This is a genomic window from Variovorax sp. FW305-3-2-15-B-LB1, assembly GCF_058787635.1.
The window spans coordinates 1-16,997 of record NZ_JBYSZY010000018.1 but is presented as its reverse complement, the minus strand read 5'-3'; the positions used below and the strand labels follow the sequence as shown (position 1 = coordinate 16,997).

15 protein-coding genes are annotated in these 16,997 nt (G+C 68.2%); 5 read left to right on the top strand and 10 right to left on the bottom strand.

All coding sequences use genetic code 11. From position 1 onward, the window contains the following. The first annotated feature begins 89 nt into the window (after positions 1 to 89). Positions 90 to 1,292: an ammonium transporter gene (locus tag AC3WQR_RS13625; RefSeq protein ID WP_062476947.1), complete on the top strand. Its 1,203-nt coding sequence runs from the start codon at positions 90 to 92 to the stop codon at positions 1,290 to 1,292. A gap of 139 nt (positions 1,293 to 1,431) precedes the next feature. After that, positions 1,432 to 2,367, top strand: coding sequence for a M14 family metallopeptidase (locus AC3WQR_RS13620; protein ID WP_095948925.1), 936 nt, complete (start codon positions 1,432 to 1,434; stop codon positions 2,365 to 2,367). Positions 2,368 to 2,384: 17 nt separating this feature from the next. Here the strand turns inward: AC3WQR_RS13620 and AC3WQR_RS13615 are convergent, their stop codons facing one another. From AC3WQR_RS13615 to AC3WQR_RS13595, 5 genes are all read right to left on the bottom strand, one after another. After that, entirely contained in the window at positions 2,385 to 2,714 is a 330-nt protein-coding gene (locus AC3WQR_RS13615; protein ID WP_083259292.1) for a hypothetical protein, read from the bottom strand. Between the two features lie 22 nt (positions 2,715 to 2,736). Next, the gene (locus tag AC3WQR_RS13610) at positions 2,737 to 3,633 is read right to left on the bottom strand and encodes a peptidoglycan DD-metalloendopeptidase family protein (RefSeq protein ID WP_492742385.1); all 897 of its coding nucleotides are present in this window, start codon (positions 3,631 to 3,633) and stop codon (positions 2,737 to 2,739) included. 43 nt (positions 3,634 to 3,676) lie between these two features. Then, positions 3,677 to 4,237 (bottom strand): pseudouridine synthase, encoded by a 561-nt coding sequence (locus tag AC3WQR_RS13605; RefSeq protein WP_070062578.1) that lies wholly within the window; start codon positions 4,235 to 4,237, stop codon positions 3,677 to 3,679. Further along, a complete protein-coding gene (locus tag AC3WQR_RS13600; protein WP_492742384.1) occupies positions 4,234 to 5,199 on the bottom strand; it encodes a GSU2403 family nucleotidyltransferase fold protein in 966 nt (321 codons plus the stop codon). Before AC3WQR_RS13600 ends, AC3WQR_RS13605 begins: the two co-directional genes overlap by 4 nt. Before the next feature lie 137 nt (positions 5,200 to 5,336). Then, positions 5,337 to 7,154 (bottom strand): glutamine--tRNA ligase/YqeY domain fusion protein, encoded by a 1,818-nt coding sequence (locus tag AC3WQR_RS13595; protein ID WP_492742383.1) that lies wholly within the window; start codon positions 7,152 to 7,154, stop codon positions 5,337 to 5,339. Between the two features lie 137 nt (positions 7,155 to 7,291). Here AC3WQR_RS13595 and AC3WQR_RS13590 point away from each other — a divergent pair, with 137 nt between their 5' ends. After that, a complete protein-coding gene (locus AC3WQR_RS13590; protein WP_492742382.1) occupies positions 7,292 to 7,645 on the top strand; it encodes a hypothetical protein in 354 nt (117 codons plus the stop codon). An 81-nt stretch (positions 7,646 to 7,726) separates the two neighbouring features. Here AC3WQR_RS13590 and AC3WQR_RS13585 read toward each other — a convergent pair whose 3' ends face one another. From AC3WQR_RS13585 to AC3WQR_RS13565, 5 genes are read right to left on the bottom strand one after another with little or no spacing between them, the layout of a single operon-like run. Next, entirely contained in the window at positions 7,727 to 8,566 is an 840-nt protein-coding gene (locus tag AC3WQR_RS13585; protein WP_492742381.1) for a LytR/AlgR family response regulator transcription factor, read from the bottom strand. Positions 8,567 to 8,592: 26 nt separating this feature from the next. After that, the gene (locus AC3WQR_RS13580) at positions 8,593 to 9,678 is read right to left on the bottom strand and encodes a sensor histidine kinase (RefSeq protein WP_492742380.1); all 1,086 of its coding nucleotides are present in this window, start codon (positions 9,676 to 9,678) and stop codon (positions 8,593 to 8,595) included. Beyond that, on the bottom strand, positions 9,675 to 9,989 hold the full coding sequence (locus AC3WQR_RS13575; protein WP_370870079.1) for a 2TM domain-containing protein: 315 nt from the start codon (positions 9,987 to 9,989) through the stop codon (positions 9,675 to 9,677). Before AC3WQR_RS13575 ends, AC3WQR_RS13580 begins: the two co-directional genes overlap by 4 nt. After that, the gene (locus AC3WQR_RS13570) at positions 9,986 to 10,951 is read right to left on the bottom strand and encodes a sterol desaturase family protein (protein WP_492742379.1); all 966 of its coding nucleotides are present in this window, start codon (positions 10,949 to 10,951) and stop codon (positions 9,986 to 9,988) included. The genes AC3WQR_RS13575 and AC3WQR_RS13570 overlap by 4 nt, the downstream gene beginning before the upstream one ends. Before the next feature lie 52 nt (positions 10,952 to 11,003). Beyond that, the gene (locus AC3WQR_RS13565; RefSeq protein WP_159270942.1) at positions 11,004 to 11,525 is read right to left on the bottom strand and encodes a DUF6622 family protein; all 522 of its coding nucleotides are present in this window, start codon (positions 11,523 to 11,525) and stop codon (positions 11,004 to 11,006) included. 287 nt (positions 11,526 to 11,812) lie between these two features. Here AC3WQR_RS13565 and AC3WQR_RS13560 point away from each other — a divergent pair, with 287 nt between their 5' ends. Continuing rightward, positions 11,813 to 13,492: an efflux RND transporter periplasmic adaptor subunit gene (locus AC3WQR_RS13560; RefSeq protein ID WP_492742378.1), complete on the top strand. Its 1,680-nt coding sequence runs from the start codon at positions 11,813 to 11,815 to the stop codon at positions 13,490 to 13,492. Then, entirely contained in the window at positions 13,489 to 16,614 is a 3,126-nt protein-coding gene (locus AC3WQR_RS13555; RefSeq protein WP_492742377.1) for an efflux RND transporter permease subunit, read from the top strand. Before AC3WQR_RS13560 ends, AC3WQR_RS13555 begins: the two co-directional genes overlap by 4 nt. Positions 16,615 to 16,997 lie beyond the last annotated feature (383 nt).

The window sequence follows — 16,997 nt, the reverse complement described above, 5'->3', positions numbered from 1 at the left end:
CAGGCACCATTTTTGCTTTCTTGCGCCGGCGCCCCGAGCCGTTCGGGTGCGACGCACCAAATCAAACCAAAAACCTGCAAGAAGCTCTCATGGACGCACTCAAACAGGGCGCTGACGCGCTGTTCATCCTTCTCGGCGCCATCATGGTCCTGGCCATGCATGCCGGCTTTGCCTTCCTGGAACTGGGCACCGTGCGCAAGAAGAACCAGGTCAATGCGCTGGTCAAGATCCTGGTCGACTTCTCGGTCTCGACCATCGTGTACTTCCTGGTGGGCTATGGTGTGGCCTACGGCACGCATTTCTTCGTCAGCGCCACCGAACTGTCGGCAAGAAGCGGCTACGAGCTGGTGAAGTTCTTCTTCCTGCTGACCTTCGCGGCGGCCATTCCGGCCATCATCTCGGGCGGCATCGCCGAGCGCGCCAAGTTCTGGCCGCAGCTGATCGCCACCGCGGTGATCGTCGGTTTCGTCTACCCGCTGTACGAGGGCATCGCCTGGAACAAGGCCTTCGGCATCCAGGGCTGGATCGCCTCGGTCACGGGTCACGAGTTCCATGACTTCGCCGGCTCGGTGGTCGTGCACGCCGTGGGCGGCTGGCTCGCGCTGCCGGCCGTGCTGCTGCTGGGCGCGCGCCGCAACCGCTACCGCGGCGACGGCTCGCTCAGCGCACACCCGCCGTCGAACATCCCGTTCCTGGCGCTGGGCGCGTGGGTGCTGTGCGTGGGCTGGTTCGGCTTCAACGTGATGAGCGCGCAGAGCATCGACAAGATCTCGGGCCTCGTCGCCGTCAACTCGCTGATGGCGATGGTCGGCGGCACGCTGGTGGCGCTGGCCATGGGCAAGAACGACCCCGGCTTCGTCTACAACGGCCCGCTCGCCGGCCTCGTGGCCGTGTGCGCCGGCTCCGACCTCATGCACCCACTGGGCGCGCTCGTGGCGGGCGGCGTGGCCGGCGCCATCTTCGTCTTCATGTTCACGCGCACCCAGAACAAATGGAAGATCGACGACGTGCTCGGCGTGTGGCCGCTGCACGGCCTCTGCGGCACCTGGGGCGGCATCGCGGCGGGCATCTTCGGCACCCAGGCGCTGGGCGGCATCGGCGGTGTGAACCTGTGGGCGCAGCTCATCGGCACCTTGCTCGGCGTGGTCTGGGCGCTGATCGGCGGCGCCGTGGTGTACGGCGTGCTCAAGGCGACGATGGGGTTGCGGCTGTCGCAGGAAGAGGAATACGACGGGGCGGATCTGTCGATCCACCACATTTCGGCGACGCCGGAGCGGGAAGTGAATTGGTAGGCGTCAGTCTTCGCTGAAGCGCATGGCGATCAAATACGCTTCATTTTTGAAGCGTATGGGCACGGCGTGGCCGCCCGAAGCACAAATGCGCGGCCTGTAGCAAACTCGTCCGGCCGCTCATTCCATTCCAGCATCCCCCATGACCCAATCGCCCCCCGCCCTCGAAGTCCTCCCCCGCGACCTGTCCGCCTACCGCGAGGGCAACGTCGGCATCGACTACGTGCACCGCTTCGAATCCGGCAAGCCCGGCCCGCACGTGCTGATCAATGCGCTGACGCACGGCAACGAGATCTGCGGCATGACCGCTGCCACGCACCTGCTCGACACCGGCGTGCGCCCGAAGATCGGCACGCTGACCGTCAGCTTTGCCAACGTGGCGGCCTACGAGTCCTTCAACGAGGCGCTGCCGTTCGACAGCCGCCAGCTGGTGCACAACCTCAACCGCGTGTGGTCGCCCGAGTGGCTCGACGGCAGCGAGGACAGCCCCGAGCTGCGCCGCGCCCGCGAACTGCGCCCGGTGGTGAGCGCGGCCGACCACATCCTCGACATCCATTCCACGAGCCAGCCCGTGATCCCGTTCTGGGTGTACCCGGCCTTCGACCGCAACGCCGAGGCCGCCATGGCCATCGGCCGCCCGTCGGTGCACCTGGTGATGCCCGACGGCCTGGGCTCGGGCACGCCGCTGATCCAGCACGGCCAGCATGGCCGGGCCGACGGCAAGGGCGTGGCGCTGGTGGCCGAGTGCGGCCAGCATTTCCTGCGCTCGGCCTCCGAGCTGGCCACCGCCATCTCGCTCGACTTCCTGGCGCACTTCGGCCTCATCGACAAGGACCCGGCCGTGCCCGCGCCCGGCGAGCAGCGTCGCTTCGAGCTGCTCCAGACGCACGTGATCAAGTCGGAAGACTTCGCCTTCGTGCGCCCGCTGATCGGCTTCGAGACCTTTGCCAAGGGCGAACTGATCGCCACCAACGGCCCGGACGAAATCCGCGCGCCGTGCGACGACTGCACGATCTTCATGCCCGCGCAGCGCACGATCGTCGGGCGCGAGGCGGTGTACCTGACCAGGCCGCTCTGAGGCCGGCGCCTTTCAGTTCAGCAGATCAGCAGGTGCCGCGGTTTGTCCGCGGTGCTGTAGTCGGCATGCCAGTAGTGCGGGTCGTCGCAGAGGCTGAACGCGGCCTGCTTGCCGGCGTGCCGGGCCGTGAAGTGCCTCTGGAGCGTGACGTGCACCGAGCCCTCGTCGGGCCAGTCGATGCCGACATCGACGACGCGGTTGCCCGCGGCGACCTCGGCGGCGACGATCCGCTGCAGGGCGGGGTGCAGGAGGGTGTTGAGGCGGGCGAGGGCTTCGCGGCGTTCGGTGGGCGCGAATGAGGAGGCGAGGCAGGCTTCGGTGAAGAGGGTCGGCGCTTTGTCACGCATGACGGCGTTCCGGCTGGGTGCCTCAACCCGCAACGAACAACGCCGGGTCCACCATCGTCCGGTTCAGCATCACCCCCCAATGAAGATGCGGCCCGGTCACCCGCCCCGTCGCGCCCACGGCGGCCAGCGGCTCGCCGGCCTTGAGCATGTCGCCTACCTTCACGTCCCAACGGCTCAGGTGGCAGTACATCGTCAGCAGGCCGCCGCCGTGATCGACCCAGACGGTGCCGCCGTTGAAGAAGTAGTCGCCGGTGTCGATCACCTTGCCGGCCAGCGGCGCGCGCACGGGCGTGCCGGTGCCGGCTGCGATGTCCATGCCGCTGTGCGGATTGCGCGATTGGCCGTTGAACACGCGGCGCAGGCCGAACGAGCTGGAGCGGCGGCCCGGCACGGGCACGCGCATCTGCAGCGCGGCGTCGGGGCGCAGGTCGGTGAGCGTGGCCATCACGCCGGTCAGGTGATCGCGTTCCTTGGTGTAGCGCGCTTCGTCTTCGGGCGACAGGTCGACCGTGCGCGGCGCCACCGTCAGGCGTTGTTCGCGGTACTGCTTCGGGGCGACGGTGTAGGCGATCTGGCGCTCGGGCTTGCCCTCGGCGCGCACGCTGATGCTGGCTTCGCCGGGTGGGGTGGCGAGCGGAATGCCGACCAGCGCGGTCCATTCGATCGGATCGCCCAGCACCAGCAGCGGCACGTCACCGGCGAAAGCCTTGGGGCGCGCGGCGGCGGGGCCGAGCGACAGGCGGGCGACGCCGCCGGGCACCAGCAAGGCGCGCGGCCAGACATCAGGCGCCTGCGGCTTGTTGTTTTTCTTGGCCGGGGCCGCGGCACCGGCAGGCAGCGCCAGCAAGCCGAGGGCGCCGAGCACGGCGCTGCGGCGGTTCAACGCAGCAGAAGGGAGATCGGAGAGAGGAAGGGTCATGTGCATGGACAGGATTCGAATGAGGAGTTGAGGGTGCGGCGGTTCAGTCGCCGCTCTGTTCCCGCCAGGTTCCGGGCGCGAGCCCGTCGAGTGTGTAGGGCCCGATGGCGGCGCGGATGAGGCGCAGCGTCGGCAGCCCCACGGCCGCCGTCATGCGCCGCACCTGGCGGTTGCGGCCTTCGCTGATCGCCAGCTCCAGCCACGCGGTGGGAATGAGCTTGCGCTCGCGGATCGGGGGCTCGCGGTGCCACACCTCGGGCGGCGGATCGAGCCGGCGCGCCCGTGCGGGGCGCGTGGGGCCGTCATTGAGCTGCACGCCGTTGCGCAGCGCCGCCAGCGCTTCATCGGTCGGCACGCCTTCGACCTGCACCCAGTAGGTCTTCTCCATCTTGAAGCGCGGATCGGCGATGCGCGCTTGCAGCTTGCCGTCGTCGGTGAGCAGCAGCAGGCCCTCGCTGTCCGCATCGAGCCGCCCGGCGACGTAGACGCCGGGGAGGTCGATGAAGTCCTTCAGACCGCGCCAGCGGCCCTCGGGCGTGAACTGGCTGAGGACGCCGTAGGGTTTGTTGAAGCGGATGAGGCGGGAGCTGGTTGGCAGATTCATGGGCGGGTGGCATCGCGTGGCGCATCGGCCAGCTGCGGCAGATAGTCTCGCACCAGTTCTTCCACGGTGTCCGCTTGTAAGCTGTCGCGTCCAGACTTGAGTGGATCGCGATCGGGGCGCTGGGCCAGCCACCGCTTGAAGCGCACGAAGGCGAGTGGATGCACGGTGTTCATGCGCGCCATGTGCCCGGTGGTGCCGACCACGACGGCCGAGAAGCGCGGGGCGCTCACCAACTGTTCTGCGTTGTGGGCTTGCACGGCCCAGAAGTCATCTTCCGCGTCGCTGAGCTGCGCCGGGTGAGGGTCTTGCTCTTGTGCTTCGCGACGCAGGATGTCGACCTCGAAGCCTTTGCTGTTGACCGCCGTGTAGCGCTGATCGGCGATCAAGGCGAAGGTCTTGTCGACCTTGCGCAGCAAGGCCAGCATGGACGAATCGAGCCGCTTGAGCTGCGTTGCCAGGCGAAAACGCTTGCGCGTGTCCCAGAGCAGGTCGACATCGCGCGTGGCCACGGCGGCACTCTGCAGGCGCACGCCCGCTGCTGCTTCGTAGGCGTAGAGCGCGTGCGTGCCCACCACGTTGAAGTGCTCCGCGATGTCCGCGCGCTGGAGCATGTCGAGGATGTCGATGACGATGGTCGGCACGCGGCCGACGAACAGCGCCCGGTTCATGCGCTGATGGCGGGCGAGTGCCTCGCCGAGATCCTTGACGCGTCCTTCGGCTTCTTCCTTTCTTTGGACGAAGCCTGCGTGGATGGCCTCGGTTTCAGGGCTCCGTGCCCCGAGGCTTTTTTGTGCGTTGCGGGTGCTGGTGCGCACGAGGTATTCGACGCCGTTCACCGTCTTCCAGTACATGCCACCGCGCACGCCCGCGGCTTGCACTTCCGCCGCTTCGAGGGCCTCGAACGTGGCTCTGGCATCGATGTACTGGCGCCGGGCGTCGTCGCCGATGTCCTGGAAGTCCATGATTTTCCGTATAAAAACCAAGAGTCTTAATTTATATGGAAAATTATTTCAAATCAATAACTTATGTCAACCGATAAGGCATGAAAAAAGCCGGAGCCCTGACGGCCCCGGCTTTGCGGGCGAGCGCGGCTGCGGGCTTACTTGGCCCAGCTGTCCCGCATCCCCGCCGCACGGTTGAACACCACCTGTTCGCCGGCGGCGCCGCCCTTCGTGTCGCGCACGAAGTAGCCATGCCGTTCGAACTGGATACCCACGCCGGGTTCGGCCTTCGCCAGCGACGGCTCGACGAAGGCCGTGCACACCTCCAGGCTGTGCTTGTTCAGCTCGTCCAGCAGCTCGCCGCTGCCCGGGTTGGCTTCGGCGAACAGGCGCTCGTACAACCGCACCTCGGCCTGCACGGCATCGGCCGCGGCGACCCAGGTGATGTTGCCCTTGACCTTGATCGCGTCCGCGCCGGGCGTGCCGCTCTTGGTGTCGGGCACCAGCGTGGCCTGCACTTCGAGGAGCTTGCCGTCGGCGTCGCGCGTGGCGCCGGTGCATTCGATGACGTGGCCGTACTTCAGGCGCACCTTGTTGCCGGGGAACAGGCGGAAGAAGCCCTTGGGCTGCACGTCTTCGTAGTCGGTGCGCTCGATCCAGACTTCGCGGCCGAGCTTGAACTCGCGCTTGCCCATCTCGGGGTGGTGCGGGTGGACGGGGGCGGAGCAGTCGTCGAGCACATCGTCGCCGCCCATCAGCTCACCCCAGTTGGTGATGACGAGCTTCACCGGGTCGAGCACGGCCATGGCGCGCGGCGCGATGGGGTCGAGGGTGTCGCGCAGCGCGGCCTCGAGGCTGGCGTACTCGATCCAGCCGCCCGACTTGGTGGTGCCGCTGCGTTCGCAGAACAGCTGCAGCGCGGCGGGCGTGTAGCCGCGGCGGCGCAGGCCGGCGATGGTGGGCATGCGGGGGTCGTCCCAGCCGTCGACGTGCTTTTCCTCGACCAGTTGGCGCAGCTTGCGCTTGCTGGTCATCACGTGGGTGACGTTCAGGCGGGCGAATTCGTACTGGCGCGGGTGCGGGCTGGCGACGAGGCCGCCTTCGGCCAGGCGGTCGAGCAGCCAGTCGTAGAAGGGGCGCTGGTCTTCGAATTCGAGCGTGCAGATGGAGTGGGTGATCTGCTCCAGCGCGTCTTCGATGGGGTGCGCGTAGGTGTACATCGGGTAGATGCACCACTTGTCGCCCGTGTTGTGGTGCGTGGCCCGGCGGATGCGGTACAGCGCGGGGTCGCGCATGTTGATGTTGGGGCTCGCCATGTCGATCTTGGCGCGCAGGATGGCGGCGCCGTCGGCGAGCTTGCCGTCGCGCATCTCGCGAAAGCGCGCCAGGTTTTCGTCGGGCGTGCGGCTGCGAAAGCGGCTGTCGGTGCCGGGCGTGTTGAAGTCGCCGCGGTTGGCGCGCATTTCTTCGGGCGTCTGCTCGTCGACATAGGCCAGGCCGGCACGGATCAGGTACTCGGCGGCTTCGTACATGAAGTCGAAGTAGTTGCTGGCGAAGTACTCGTGCTCCTGAATCGTGCCGGGCGCGCTGGGGCGGTCGGCCAGGTAGGTTTCGTAGCCGAGCCACTTCACGGCGTCGCGGATGGAATCGACGTACTCCTGCTCTTCCTTCTCGGGGTTGGTGTCGTCGAAGCGCAGGTGGCACACGCCGCCGTATTCCTTGGCCAGCTCGAAATTCAGCCAGATGCTCTTGGCGTGGCCGATGTGCAGGTAGCCGTTGGGCTCGGGCGGGAAGCGCATGCGCACCTTGGCGGGGTCGGGCATGCCCTGGGCGTGGTGGGCGGCGTCGCCCGGGGAACCGCCCCAGGTGCGGCCTGCGTAGGCACCCTGTGCGAGGTCGTTCTCGATCACGTGGCGCAGGAAATTGCTCGGTGCAGCGGTCGTTTTGGTGCCGCTTTTGTCGGTCGGGGAGGTCATCGCGTCATTCTAGAGGGGGGCCTGCAGGGGTTACTTTTGGCAACGCTCTTCACAATGCAGCGTCCACGCGGTTTGCATTTGGGGCGTTCAATACACACATGGGCCCACAACGCCCCCTCAACAAGGAGTTCCACATCATGAGCGTCACACGTTCTACCTTCTTCAAATGGGCCGCCGCCGGTGCGGTGGCCTTCGGTGCGCTGTTTGCCGCCACCTCGGCCAGCGCGCGCAGCGACGTGAGCTGGTCGATCGGCGTCGGCGTGCCCGGCGTGGCCGTCGGCGTGGGCGCACCCGCGTACTACCCGGCCCCGGTCTACGCACCGCCGGCCCCGGTGTATTACGCGCCGCCGCCCCCGGTCTACTACCGTCCGCCGCCGCCGGTGTACTACCGCCCGGCCCCGGTGTACTACGCACCGCCGCCGGTCTACTACGGCCCGCGCTACTACGGTCGCGGCTACCACCGTGGTCATGGCCACGGCCACTGGCGCTGATTTACAACGCCATTCGTGACTGAATGAAAAAAGCCGGCCCCGAAAAGGCCGGCTTTTTGCTGCGCGCCCGGTTCGCAGATTTCACATGGCGCGAAACAGGTGGGCGTAGAGCCGGCTGACCGGGATCTTCTCGGCCCGCCCGCGCAGCGCGAGGTGCAGCTTGCCGGCCTCGTCGCGGTGCACCGCCTCGATGGCGGCGCTGCGCACCACCACCGCCCGGTGCACCTGCCAGAAGGTGTCGGCATCGAGCTGGGGCAGCAGTTGCTTGAGGGGCGTGCGGATCAGGTATTCCTGCGTGGCGGTGAGCACGCGCAGGTACTTGTCGGCGGCCTCGAAATACAGCACCTCGTCGATCGGCACCATGCGCACGGTGGCGCCGCCCGCATCGCTGGCGGCGATCATGCGCAGCGGCGCTGATGACGGCGACGATGCCGACGGCGCACCGCCGGCGGCGCCCAGCACCTGGCGCCACTGGGCGAGGGTGCGCTCCAGCACCTCGTCGGCCGGGATGGGCGGGGTCATCGACGGCGCGGCCGCCGCCAGCGCCTGCCGCAGCCGCGCCACGGTCCTGCGCAGGCGCTCGGGCTGCACGGGCTTGAGCACGTAGTCGATGGCTTCGGCCTCGAAGGCGCGCGCGGCGTACTCGTCGTAGGCGGTCACGAACACCAGCTGCGGCATCGGCGCCTCGTCGGTGGGCCAGCTGTCGGCCAGTTCGGCGGCGGCGGCCAGGCCGTCGAGGCCGGGCATGCGGATGTCGAAGAACAGCACCTGCGGCAGCAGCCGCAGCGCCTCGCGCACGGCGCTGCGGCCGTCGCGGGCGGTGGCGACCACGCGCAGCTCGGGCCAAGCGGCGGCCAGTTCGGCCTGCAGGGCCTGGGCCAGCAGGGGTTCGTCTTCGGCGATGAGGGCGGTGAGGGGCATCGTCTTGTTGTTGTCGTGGGGCCTGTTCAGGCGGGCAGGGGAAGGTTCAGGGTGACGCGCGTCCCGCCGCCCGTCGGCGCGGGGGCCAGGCTCAGGCGGCCTTGCTCACCGTACACGGTGGCCAGCCGCTCGCGCACCTGTTCGAGCCCGAAGCCGCTGCCTTCCGAGGCCTGCGGCCGGGTCGCGTCGAGCCCGACGCCGGTGTCGCTCACCTCGATCACCAGTTCGCCCGCCTCGCGGCGCGCGCGCACGGCGATCTCGCCGCCTTCGACCTGGGGCTCGAGGCCGTGGCGGATGCTGTTCTCGACCAGCGGCTGCAGCAGCAGCGGCGGCACGGGCGTGTCGCGCAGGTCGTCGGGCAGGTCGAGCGTGTAGCGCAGGCGCTCGCCCATGCGCACCGACATCAGCTCGAGGTAGTCGCCCAGCCGGTCGAACTCGGCCGACAGCGGATGCGACAGCGCGCGCGAGCCGCTGAGCGTCATGCGCAGATAGCTGTTCAGGCGGTCGAGCATGGCCACGGCGCGCGGCGGGTCGACGGTGATCAGCACACGCAGGTTGGCCAGCGTGTTGAACAGCATGTGCGGTTCGAGCTGGGTTTCGAGCAGCTTGAGGCGGGCGTCCGTGGCGTCTCGCTGCGCCAGGTCGAGCTGGCGCTGCATGTGCTTGCTGCGCCCGAGGCTGTAGAAGAAGTAGCACATGCCGATGGTGGCGGCCAGCGTGATGACGATGGTGGAGACCATCCGGTGCCGGGCGAAGCCGGTGAAGTCGAACAGCGGCCGACCGACCCAGGCGTCCCCGATGGCCCCGCCGCCGAGGAAGCCCAGCGTGACGCCGAAGGCCACCAGCACGAAGCCCCAGGGCCCGTGCGGCCAGAGCACGTTCTGGTGGCCGCTGATGAACAGGCGCCCCGTGTCGATGACCAGCCAGCTGATCGTGCCGATAGACAGCGAATACACCATCTGCGAACTCCAACTGCCCATGCCCGAAACGGTCAGCGCCGCGGCGATGACGCAGCAGAAGGCGGCCGTGATCAGGCCGTGCCGCAGGATGTCTCGCAGGTTCTCGGCGCGAAAGCGCGAAGGGCGTGGCGTGTCGTCCGCCGTGGCCGTCACCGGCGGTCCCCGCCACCTAGCGCGCGGCGCTCACGTTCCAGCAGCTGGTCGTACAGGCCGCCGCCGGGCGCGATGAGCCAGACCACGGCGCCGTGGATCAGCAGGCCCAGCCCCCAGCCCATGAGCGGGTACACGGCCCAGTTGTGGCCGCGCGAGGCGGCAAGCGCAACCAGCCCGACATTGACGACCACATAGACGAAGGCATGGATGAACCAGCCCATCTTGGCGCCGGCGCGGCGGCGGGCGCGCCGCTCGATGTCGGCGGACGAAGAAGAGGAGGAGGAAGAAGAGGAAGGGGACATGGGGGTCATGACAGCTCCTTGAGAGAGGCAGGTGAAAGGGGAGCGAAGTCGCTGGCGGCCGATGCCGGCATCGACGGTGAAGGTGGCAGTGCCGCGCGCTGGCGCAGCTCCTCGGTGGTCTCGCCCGGCCCGTCCGGCCGCCAGCCCGGCGGCTTCACGAGGTAGCCGACGAAGGCGCGCAGCGAACGCGCCGAGCGCAGGTCGCGCCACAGGTCGCGCCATTGGCTGAACTCGATCTCGAACAGGTTGTACGAGGTGATCGGCTTCACCAGCCCGTAGCGGCAGGGCAGGTCGGCGCGCTCGGGGATGTAGGTGCCGAACAGGCGGTCGAACACGATCAGCACGCCGCCGTAGTTGCCGTCCAGGTACTCCAGGTTCGAGGCGTGGTGCACGCGGTGGGCCGAGGGCGTGTTCAGCACCCATTCGAGCGGGCCGAGCTTCGGTATCCAGGTCGCGTGAATCCAGAACTGGTAGAGCAGGTTCAGCGTGAGCATCAGCAAGATGATCCGCGGCGGCATGCCCAACAGCGGCGCGAGCAGGAAGAAGGCCAGCGTGCCGGTGAGCCGGCCGGTCCAGCCGAAGCGGTAGGCGGCCGACAGGTTCAGCTGGTTCGGCGAGTGGTGCACGGCGTGGGTGCACCAGAACCAGCGCACGCGGTGGGCGGCGCGGTGGTACCAGTAGTAGCAGAACTCCTGGCCGATGAAGCAGGCGAGCCAGCCGGTCCAGTGGTCCATCGGCAGCGTGAAGAGCCGGTGGGCGTAGAGCCAGTCCATGGCGCCGACCCAGAAGGCCAGCGGCAGCAGCCAGCGCAGCGGGTATTCGCGCACCAGGAAGTCGAACACCGAGATGCCCGCCGCCTTCCAGTCGTAGCTGCGCCAGCCGTTGCGCCACGACAGCACCAGCGCTTCGGCCAGCGAGGCAAGCAGCACCACCGAGATGGAAATCTTGAGGATCAACACGAGCACGGTCATGGCGGTTCCTGTCGGCGAGGGGCGGCGAGGGGCGGGCGGGGGCGTCGGAATCTTAGGCCGCGCGGGCGCCGCTGACCATCGCACCCGACGCGGCGGCCAGCCGCCACAGGCGCGCGGCACGGGCCGCGAAGATGCCGCTGAAGGCGCCGTACAACGCCGGCACGCCCAGGGCGAAGGCGGCCTGGTGGCGCAGTTCGGGGTGCATGGCCAGCGACACGCCCACCACGTACTTGGTGAGGAAGATGCCCATCATGAGCATCAGCGGCACGGCGGTGCCGGCCACCTCGAACTGGCGCGCCGCCGCGTCGTAGCGCGTGGTCGCCGGCAGCGGACGGCGCAGCACCAGCACCATGAGCAGCAGCGCGGCCACGGCCCAGCCGAGCAGCGCGCCGGCCGACTCGCCGGACACCGACACCACGCCCCAGAACGACAGGCCGGCCATGGCGACCGGCATCACCAGCACACGGTTCAGGCCGATGCGGTTGGCCACGAGCTGCCGGCCACCGAGCCAGGCCAGCAGGACGAACACGGCGAACACCCACTTCGGGGTGTGAAGAAGGATTTGCATCAGCATGAGAGGCTCCGTTCGGTTGGAAGAAGACAAAGGGGGCAGGGAATCGATGGAGCGGACTGTGCCGATGCCGCCCGGCCCCCGCCACGGCCATGCGACGAAATGCGGGTGGGCGGCGTGAAGTGCGGGTCGCCGGCGCGAACGGCGGCCCCGGCGATGGCGGGCGCCACGCAAACGGAAGCTTTACCGTCGCTTTACGGCACGGAAAACTGCGGGAGTGATATTTCGCGCTGTACTCTAGGCCGCCTCCCTTCAGGCTGCCTTTTCGCACCCCTTCGCACGCACCGCCCATGGATTCCCAAACGCCCCCCGAACCCCTGCCACCCGTCGTGTCGCCGACCCATCCTCCGGCGCGCCGGCGCCGCTGGGTCGGGAGCCTGCTGGCCCTGCTTCTGTTGGTGGCCCTCGGGGGCGGTGCCTGGTACCTGGTCCAGCGTTCCAAGTCGCCGGCACCGGGCGCGGGCGGACCGGGTGCAGGCGCAGGCCGCCCCGGCGGCGGTGGCCCGGGCGGTCGGGCAGGCGGCGGGGGCCCGGCCTCCAGCACCGTCGGCACCGCCGTCGCGCGGCAGGCCGACATCCCGGTGCAGCTCGAGGCGCTGGGCACGGTCACGCCGCTGGCCAACGTGACGGTGCAGCCGCAGGTGTCGGGCGTGCTCACGGCCGTGCTGTTCAAGGAAGGCCAGATGGTCAAGAAGGGCGACGTGCTCGCCACCATCGACCCGCAGCCCTTCGAGAACGCGCTGGCGCAGGCTGCCGGTGCCCGCCAGCGCGACGAGGCGCAGCTGGCCGCGGCGCGCGTCACGCTGCAGCGCTACCAGACGCTGCTCGGGCAGGACTCCATCGCCCGCCAGGACGTCGACACCCAGGCCGCATTGGTCAAGCAGCTCGAAGGCACCGTGGCCATCGACCGCGCCAACGAGAACACCGCCAAGCTCAACCTGGCCTGGAGCCGCATCACGGCGCCGGTGAGCGGGCGCATCGGCCTGCGGCCGGTGGACGCGGGCAACTACATCTCGACCGGCAGCACCGGCGGCGTGGCCACCATCACGCAGATCGCGCCCATCGACGTCGAGTTCGCCATTCCGCAGGACCGCGTGCCCGAGGTGCAGGAGCGGCTGGGCCAGGGCGCCACGCTCGCCACCACCGCCTTCGACCGCACGCGCACGCGCCGGCTGGCCGACGGCAGCTTCTCCACGCTCGACAACATGGTCGACACGCAGACCGGCACCGTGAAGGCCAAGGCGCGCTTCACCAACGCCGACGGCGCGCTGTTCCCGAACCAGTTCGTCAACCTGCGGCTGCTGCTGCGTACCGTGAGCAGTGCGGTGGTGGTGCCGGTCACGGCGCTGCGCCACGGCCCGAACGGCGACTACGTGTACGTGGTGACGGCCGAGAACACGGCCTCGCAGCGGCCGGTGACGCGCGGCGAATCGAGCGTCGATTTCGCCTCCATCACCAAGGGCTTGCAGCCCGGCGAAACCGTGGTCACCGAAGGCGGCGACCGCCTGAAGGACGGCGCGCGCGTGCAGACCACGGTCGACCGGCCGGCCGGTGCGGCCTCGGGCGCAGCAGCGCCGGGCGGACGACGTGGAGGACGTCGGCAGGAAGGTGCCGGTGGTGCGGGCGGCGCTGGCGGTGCTCAGGGTGGCGGTGCCCGCCCGGCCGAAGCGGCGGCGCCCTCGCAGGTCCCGGTCGCACCCGCTGCGGGAACAGCGGCACCGGCCACCGCGCCGGCGGCCACAACGCCCGCACCGGCAGCCACGCCCGCCAAGCTCCCTACCGCCGAACAGCGCCAGCGCATGCTCGACGCGGCCAAGGACGATCCCGAGCAACTCGAACGCCGCAAGCGTTTCCTCGAAGCCCTCGACCGCGGCGAGCCCGCTGCGCTGGAGCGCTGGCAGCGCATGGCCGAGCGCGGTGGCGCCGGTGGCGGTGGCGAACGCGGCGGTGAGGGACGGCGCAGTCCATGAGCCCCTCGCGCCCGTTCATCCTGCGGCCGGTCGCCACCTCGCTGCTGATGCTGGCCATCGTGCTGGCCGGCCTGGTGGCGTTCCGCTTCTTGCCGCTGGCGGCGCTGCCGCAGGTCGACTACCCGACCATCCAGGTCCAGACGCTCTACCCCGGTGCCAGCCCCGAGGTCATGAGCAACACCGTCACCGCGCCGCTGGAGCGCCAGTTCGGCCAGATGTCGGGCCTGGACCGCATGAGCTCGACCAGCGCGGCGGGCGTGTCGATCATCACGCTGCAGTTCTCGCTGGGCCAGACGCTCGACGTCGCCGAGCAGGAAGTGCAGGCCGCCATCAACGCCGGCGGCTCGCTGCTGCCGGCCGACCTGCCCGCGCCGCCGGTGTACGCCAAGGTCAACCCTGCCGACGCGCCGGTGCTCACGCTGGCCATCACCTCCGACACGCTGCCGCTCACCGAGGTGCAGAACCTCGTGAACACCCGGCTCGCGCAGAAGATCAGCCAGGTCTCGGGCGTGGGCCTCGTGTCGCTCAGCGGCGGGCAGCGCCCGGCCGTGCGCATCCAGGCCAACACGCAGGCGCTGGCGGCCAACGGCATCGGGCTGGATTCGCTGCGCACGGCCATCAGCGCGGCCAACTCCAACGGCGCCAAGGGCAGCTTCGACGGCCCCAAGCGCGCCTACACCATCAACTCGAACGACCAGCTGCTCACGGTCGACGACTACAAGAACCTCATCGTCAGCTACAAGAACGGCGCGCCGATCCGCATGGTCGACGTGGCGCGCGTGGTCAACAGCGCCGAGAACACGCAGCTCGGTGCCTGGGCCGGGCGCAAGGTCGACGGGCAGGTGCAGCTCACGCCGGCCATCATCCTGAACGTGCAGCGCCAGCCCGGCGCCAACGTGATCGCCACCGTCAACGCCATCAAGAAGCAGCTGCCCGAGCTGCAGGCCGGCATGCCCGCGGGCCTGCAGGTCGAGGTGCTGAGCGACCGCACCGCCGGCATCCGCTCGTCGGTGCAGCACGTCGAGATGGAACTGGTGCTGGCCGTGGTGCTCGTGGTGCTGGTGATCTTCGCCTTCCTGGGCAGCCTGCGCGCCACCGTCATCGCCAGCATCGCCGTGCCGATCTCGCTGATCGGCAGCTTCGGCCTGATGTACCTGCTGGGCTACAGCCTGAACAACCTGAGCCTGATGGCGCTGACCATCGCCACCGGCTTCGTGGTGGACGACGCGATCGTCATGATCGAGAACATCGCGCGCTACATCGAGGAGGGCGAGAAGCCATTGCAGGCTGCGTTCAAGGGCGCCGCGCAGATCGGCTTCACGATCATCTCGCTGACCGTGTCGCTCATCGCGGTGCTGATCCCGCTGCTGTTCATGGGCGACGTGGTGGGCCGCCTGTTCCGCGAGTTCGCGGTGACGCTGGCGATCACCATCCTGATCTCGGGCGTTGTGTCGCTCACGCTGGTGCCGATGATGTCGGCGCGCTGGCTCAAGCACGAGCCGAAGAAAGACGCATCGGGCACCGGCTTCGGCGCGCGCGCCCAGCGTTTCTTCGACGGCGTGATGGTGCGCTACGACCGCTCGCTGCACTGGGTGATCGCGCACCAGCCGCTCACGCTGCTGGTGGCGCTGCTCACCCTGGTGCTGACCGTGCTGCTGTACCTCACGATCCCCAAGGGTTTGTTCCCCACGCAGGACACCGGCCAGCTGCAGGCCCGCGTGCAGGCCGCACAAGATGTGTCCTTCGAGCGCATGGCGCAGCTGCAGCAGCAGGCCGCACGCGCCATTCTTGAAGACCACGACGTCGAGAACCTGAGTTCCTTCGTCGGCGTGGACGCGGCCAACAACACGATGCTGCACACCGGCAGCATGCTCATCAACCTGACCAAGAGCCACGACAACCAGCAGGAGGTGATGGAGCGCCTGCGCGATCGTGTGCGGCAGGTGGCCGGCCTCACGCTGTACCTGCAGCCCACGCAAGACCTGACCATCGACGCCGAGACCGGCCCGACCGAGTACCGCGTGTCGCTCGAAGGCGTGAACAGCGCGCTGGTCACCGAGTGGATGCAGAAGCTCGTGGCGAAGCTGCAGGAATCGGACAAGGTGCGCAATGTGAGCAGCGATGCCGGCGCGCAGGGCCTGGCCGCGTATGTGAACGTGAACCGCGACACGGCGTCGCGGCTGTCGATCACCGCGAGTTCGGTGGACGACGCGCTGTACAGCGCCTTCGGCCAGCGCATCGTGTCGACCATCTTCACCGAGACGAACCAGTACCGCGTAATCCTGGAAGCGCAGCCCGGCATGGTGAACACGCCGCAGACGCTGGGGCAGTTGAACCTCATTGCGGGGTCGGGCACGGCGACGCCGTTGTCGGCCTTTGCGGAGATCAGCGAGCGGCAGGCGCCGTTGCAGATCACGCACGTGGCGCAGTATCCGGCGAGTACGTTGAACTTCGATACGGCGCCGGGGGTGTCACTGGGTGGATCGGTTGCCGCGATTCGCGCGGCGGCGAAAGAGATCGGGTTGCCCAGCAGTGTGACGATGACTTTCCTGGGGGCTTCAGGGGCCTATGAGAAGTCTTTGTCGAATCAGCTGTGGTTGATTTTGGCGGCGGTGGTTTGTGTGTACATCGTGCTGGGGGTGCTGTACGAGAGCTATGTGCATCCGTTGACGATCTTGTCTACGTTGCCTTCTGCGGGGGTTGGGGCTTTGTTGGCCTTGATGCTGACTGGCAATGATCTGGGGGTGATCGGGATCATCGGGATCATTCTGCTGATCGGCATCGTGAAGAAGAACGCGATCATGATGATCGACTTTGCTATTGATGCGGAGAGGACGCAGGGGAAGTCGGCTCGTGAGGCGATTCATCAGGCTGCGTTGTTGCGGTTTCGGCCGATCTTGATGACTACGTTGGCTGCACTGTTTGCTGCCGTGCCGCTGATGTTCAGTTTTGGGGATGGGGCGGAGTTGAGGCGTCCTCTGGGGCTTGCGATTTTTGGTGGGTTGATCGTTAGTCAGCTGCTGACTTTGTTCACTACGCCTGTTATTTATCTGGCGTTTGATCGGTTGGGTGGGGGGAGTGGTCGTCGGTCTTCTGCTGAGCTTGAGGAGGAGACGGCTTGATCTGTTTGTTCTCCTGCTGTTCTTTTGTGTTCCGGGGCCGGGTCTCGCCCCGGCAGGCGACCTACTTTTCTTTGCTTCGCCAAAGAAACGTAGGCAAAAGAAAGGCGACCCCACTGTCTGCGACCCTTCGCTTCGCTACGGGCAACCTGCGGTGCTCGCGTTTCGCGGGGTCTCGCAGAACTCGCTTCGCTCAAACAGCTGCGAGCCCTGATCCGCGAAACGCTCCGCTCCTCGGCGCAGCCAGAGGGGAGGGGAGCTTCGGGCCGTCGCTTCGCTCGGCCATGCAGTACCAACAGCCGAATTCAAACCCCGCGCGCGCGGCTTCGCCGGCGCGCAGTTCTTTGCCAACGGCAACGGCAACACCAACACCAACGCTCACGCAC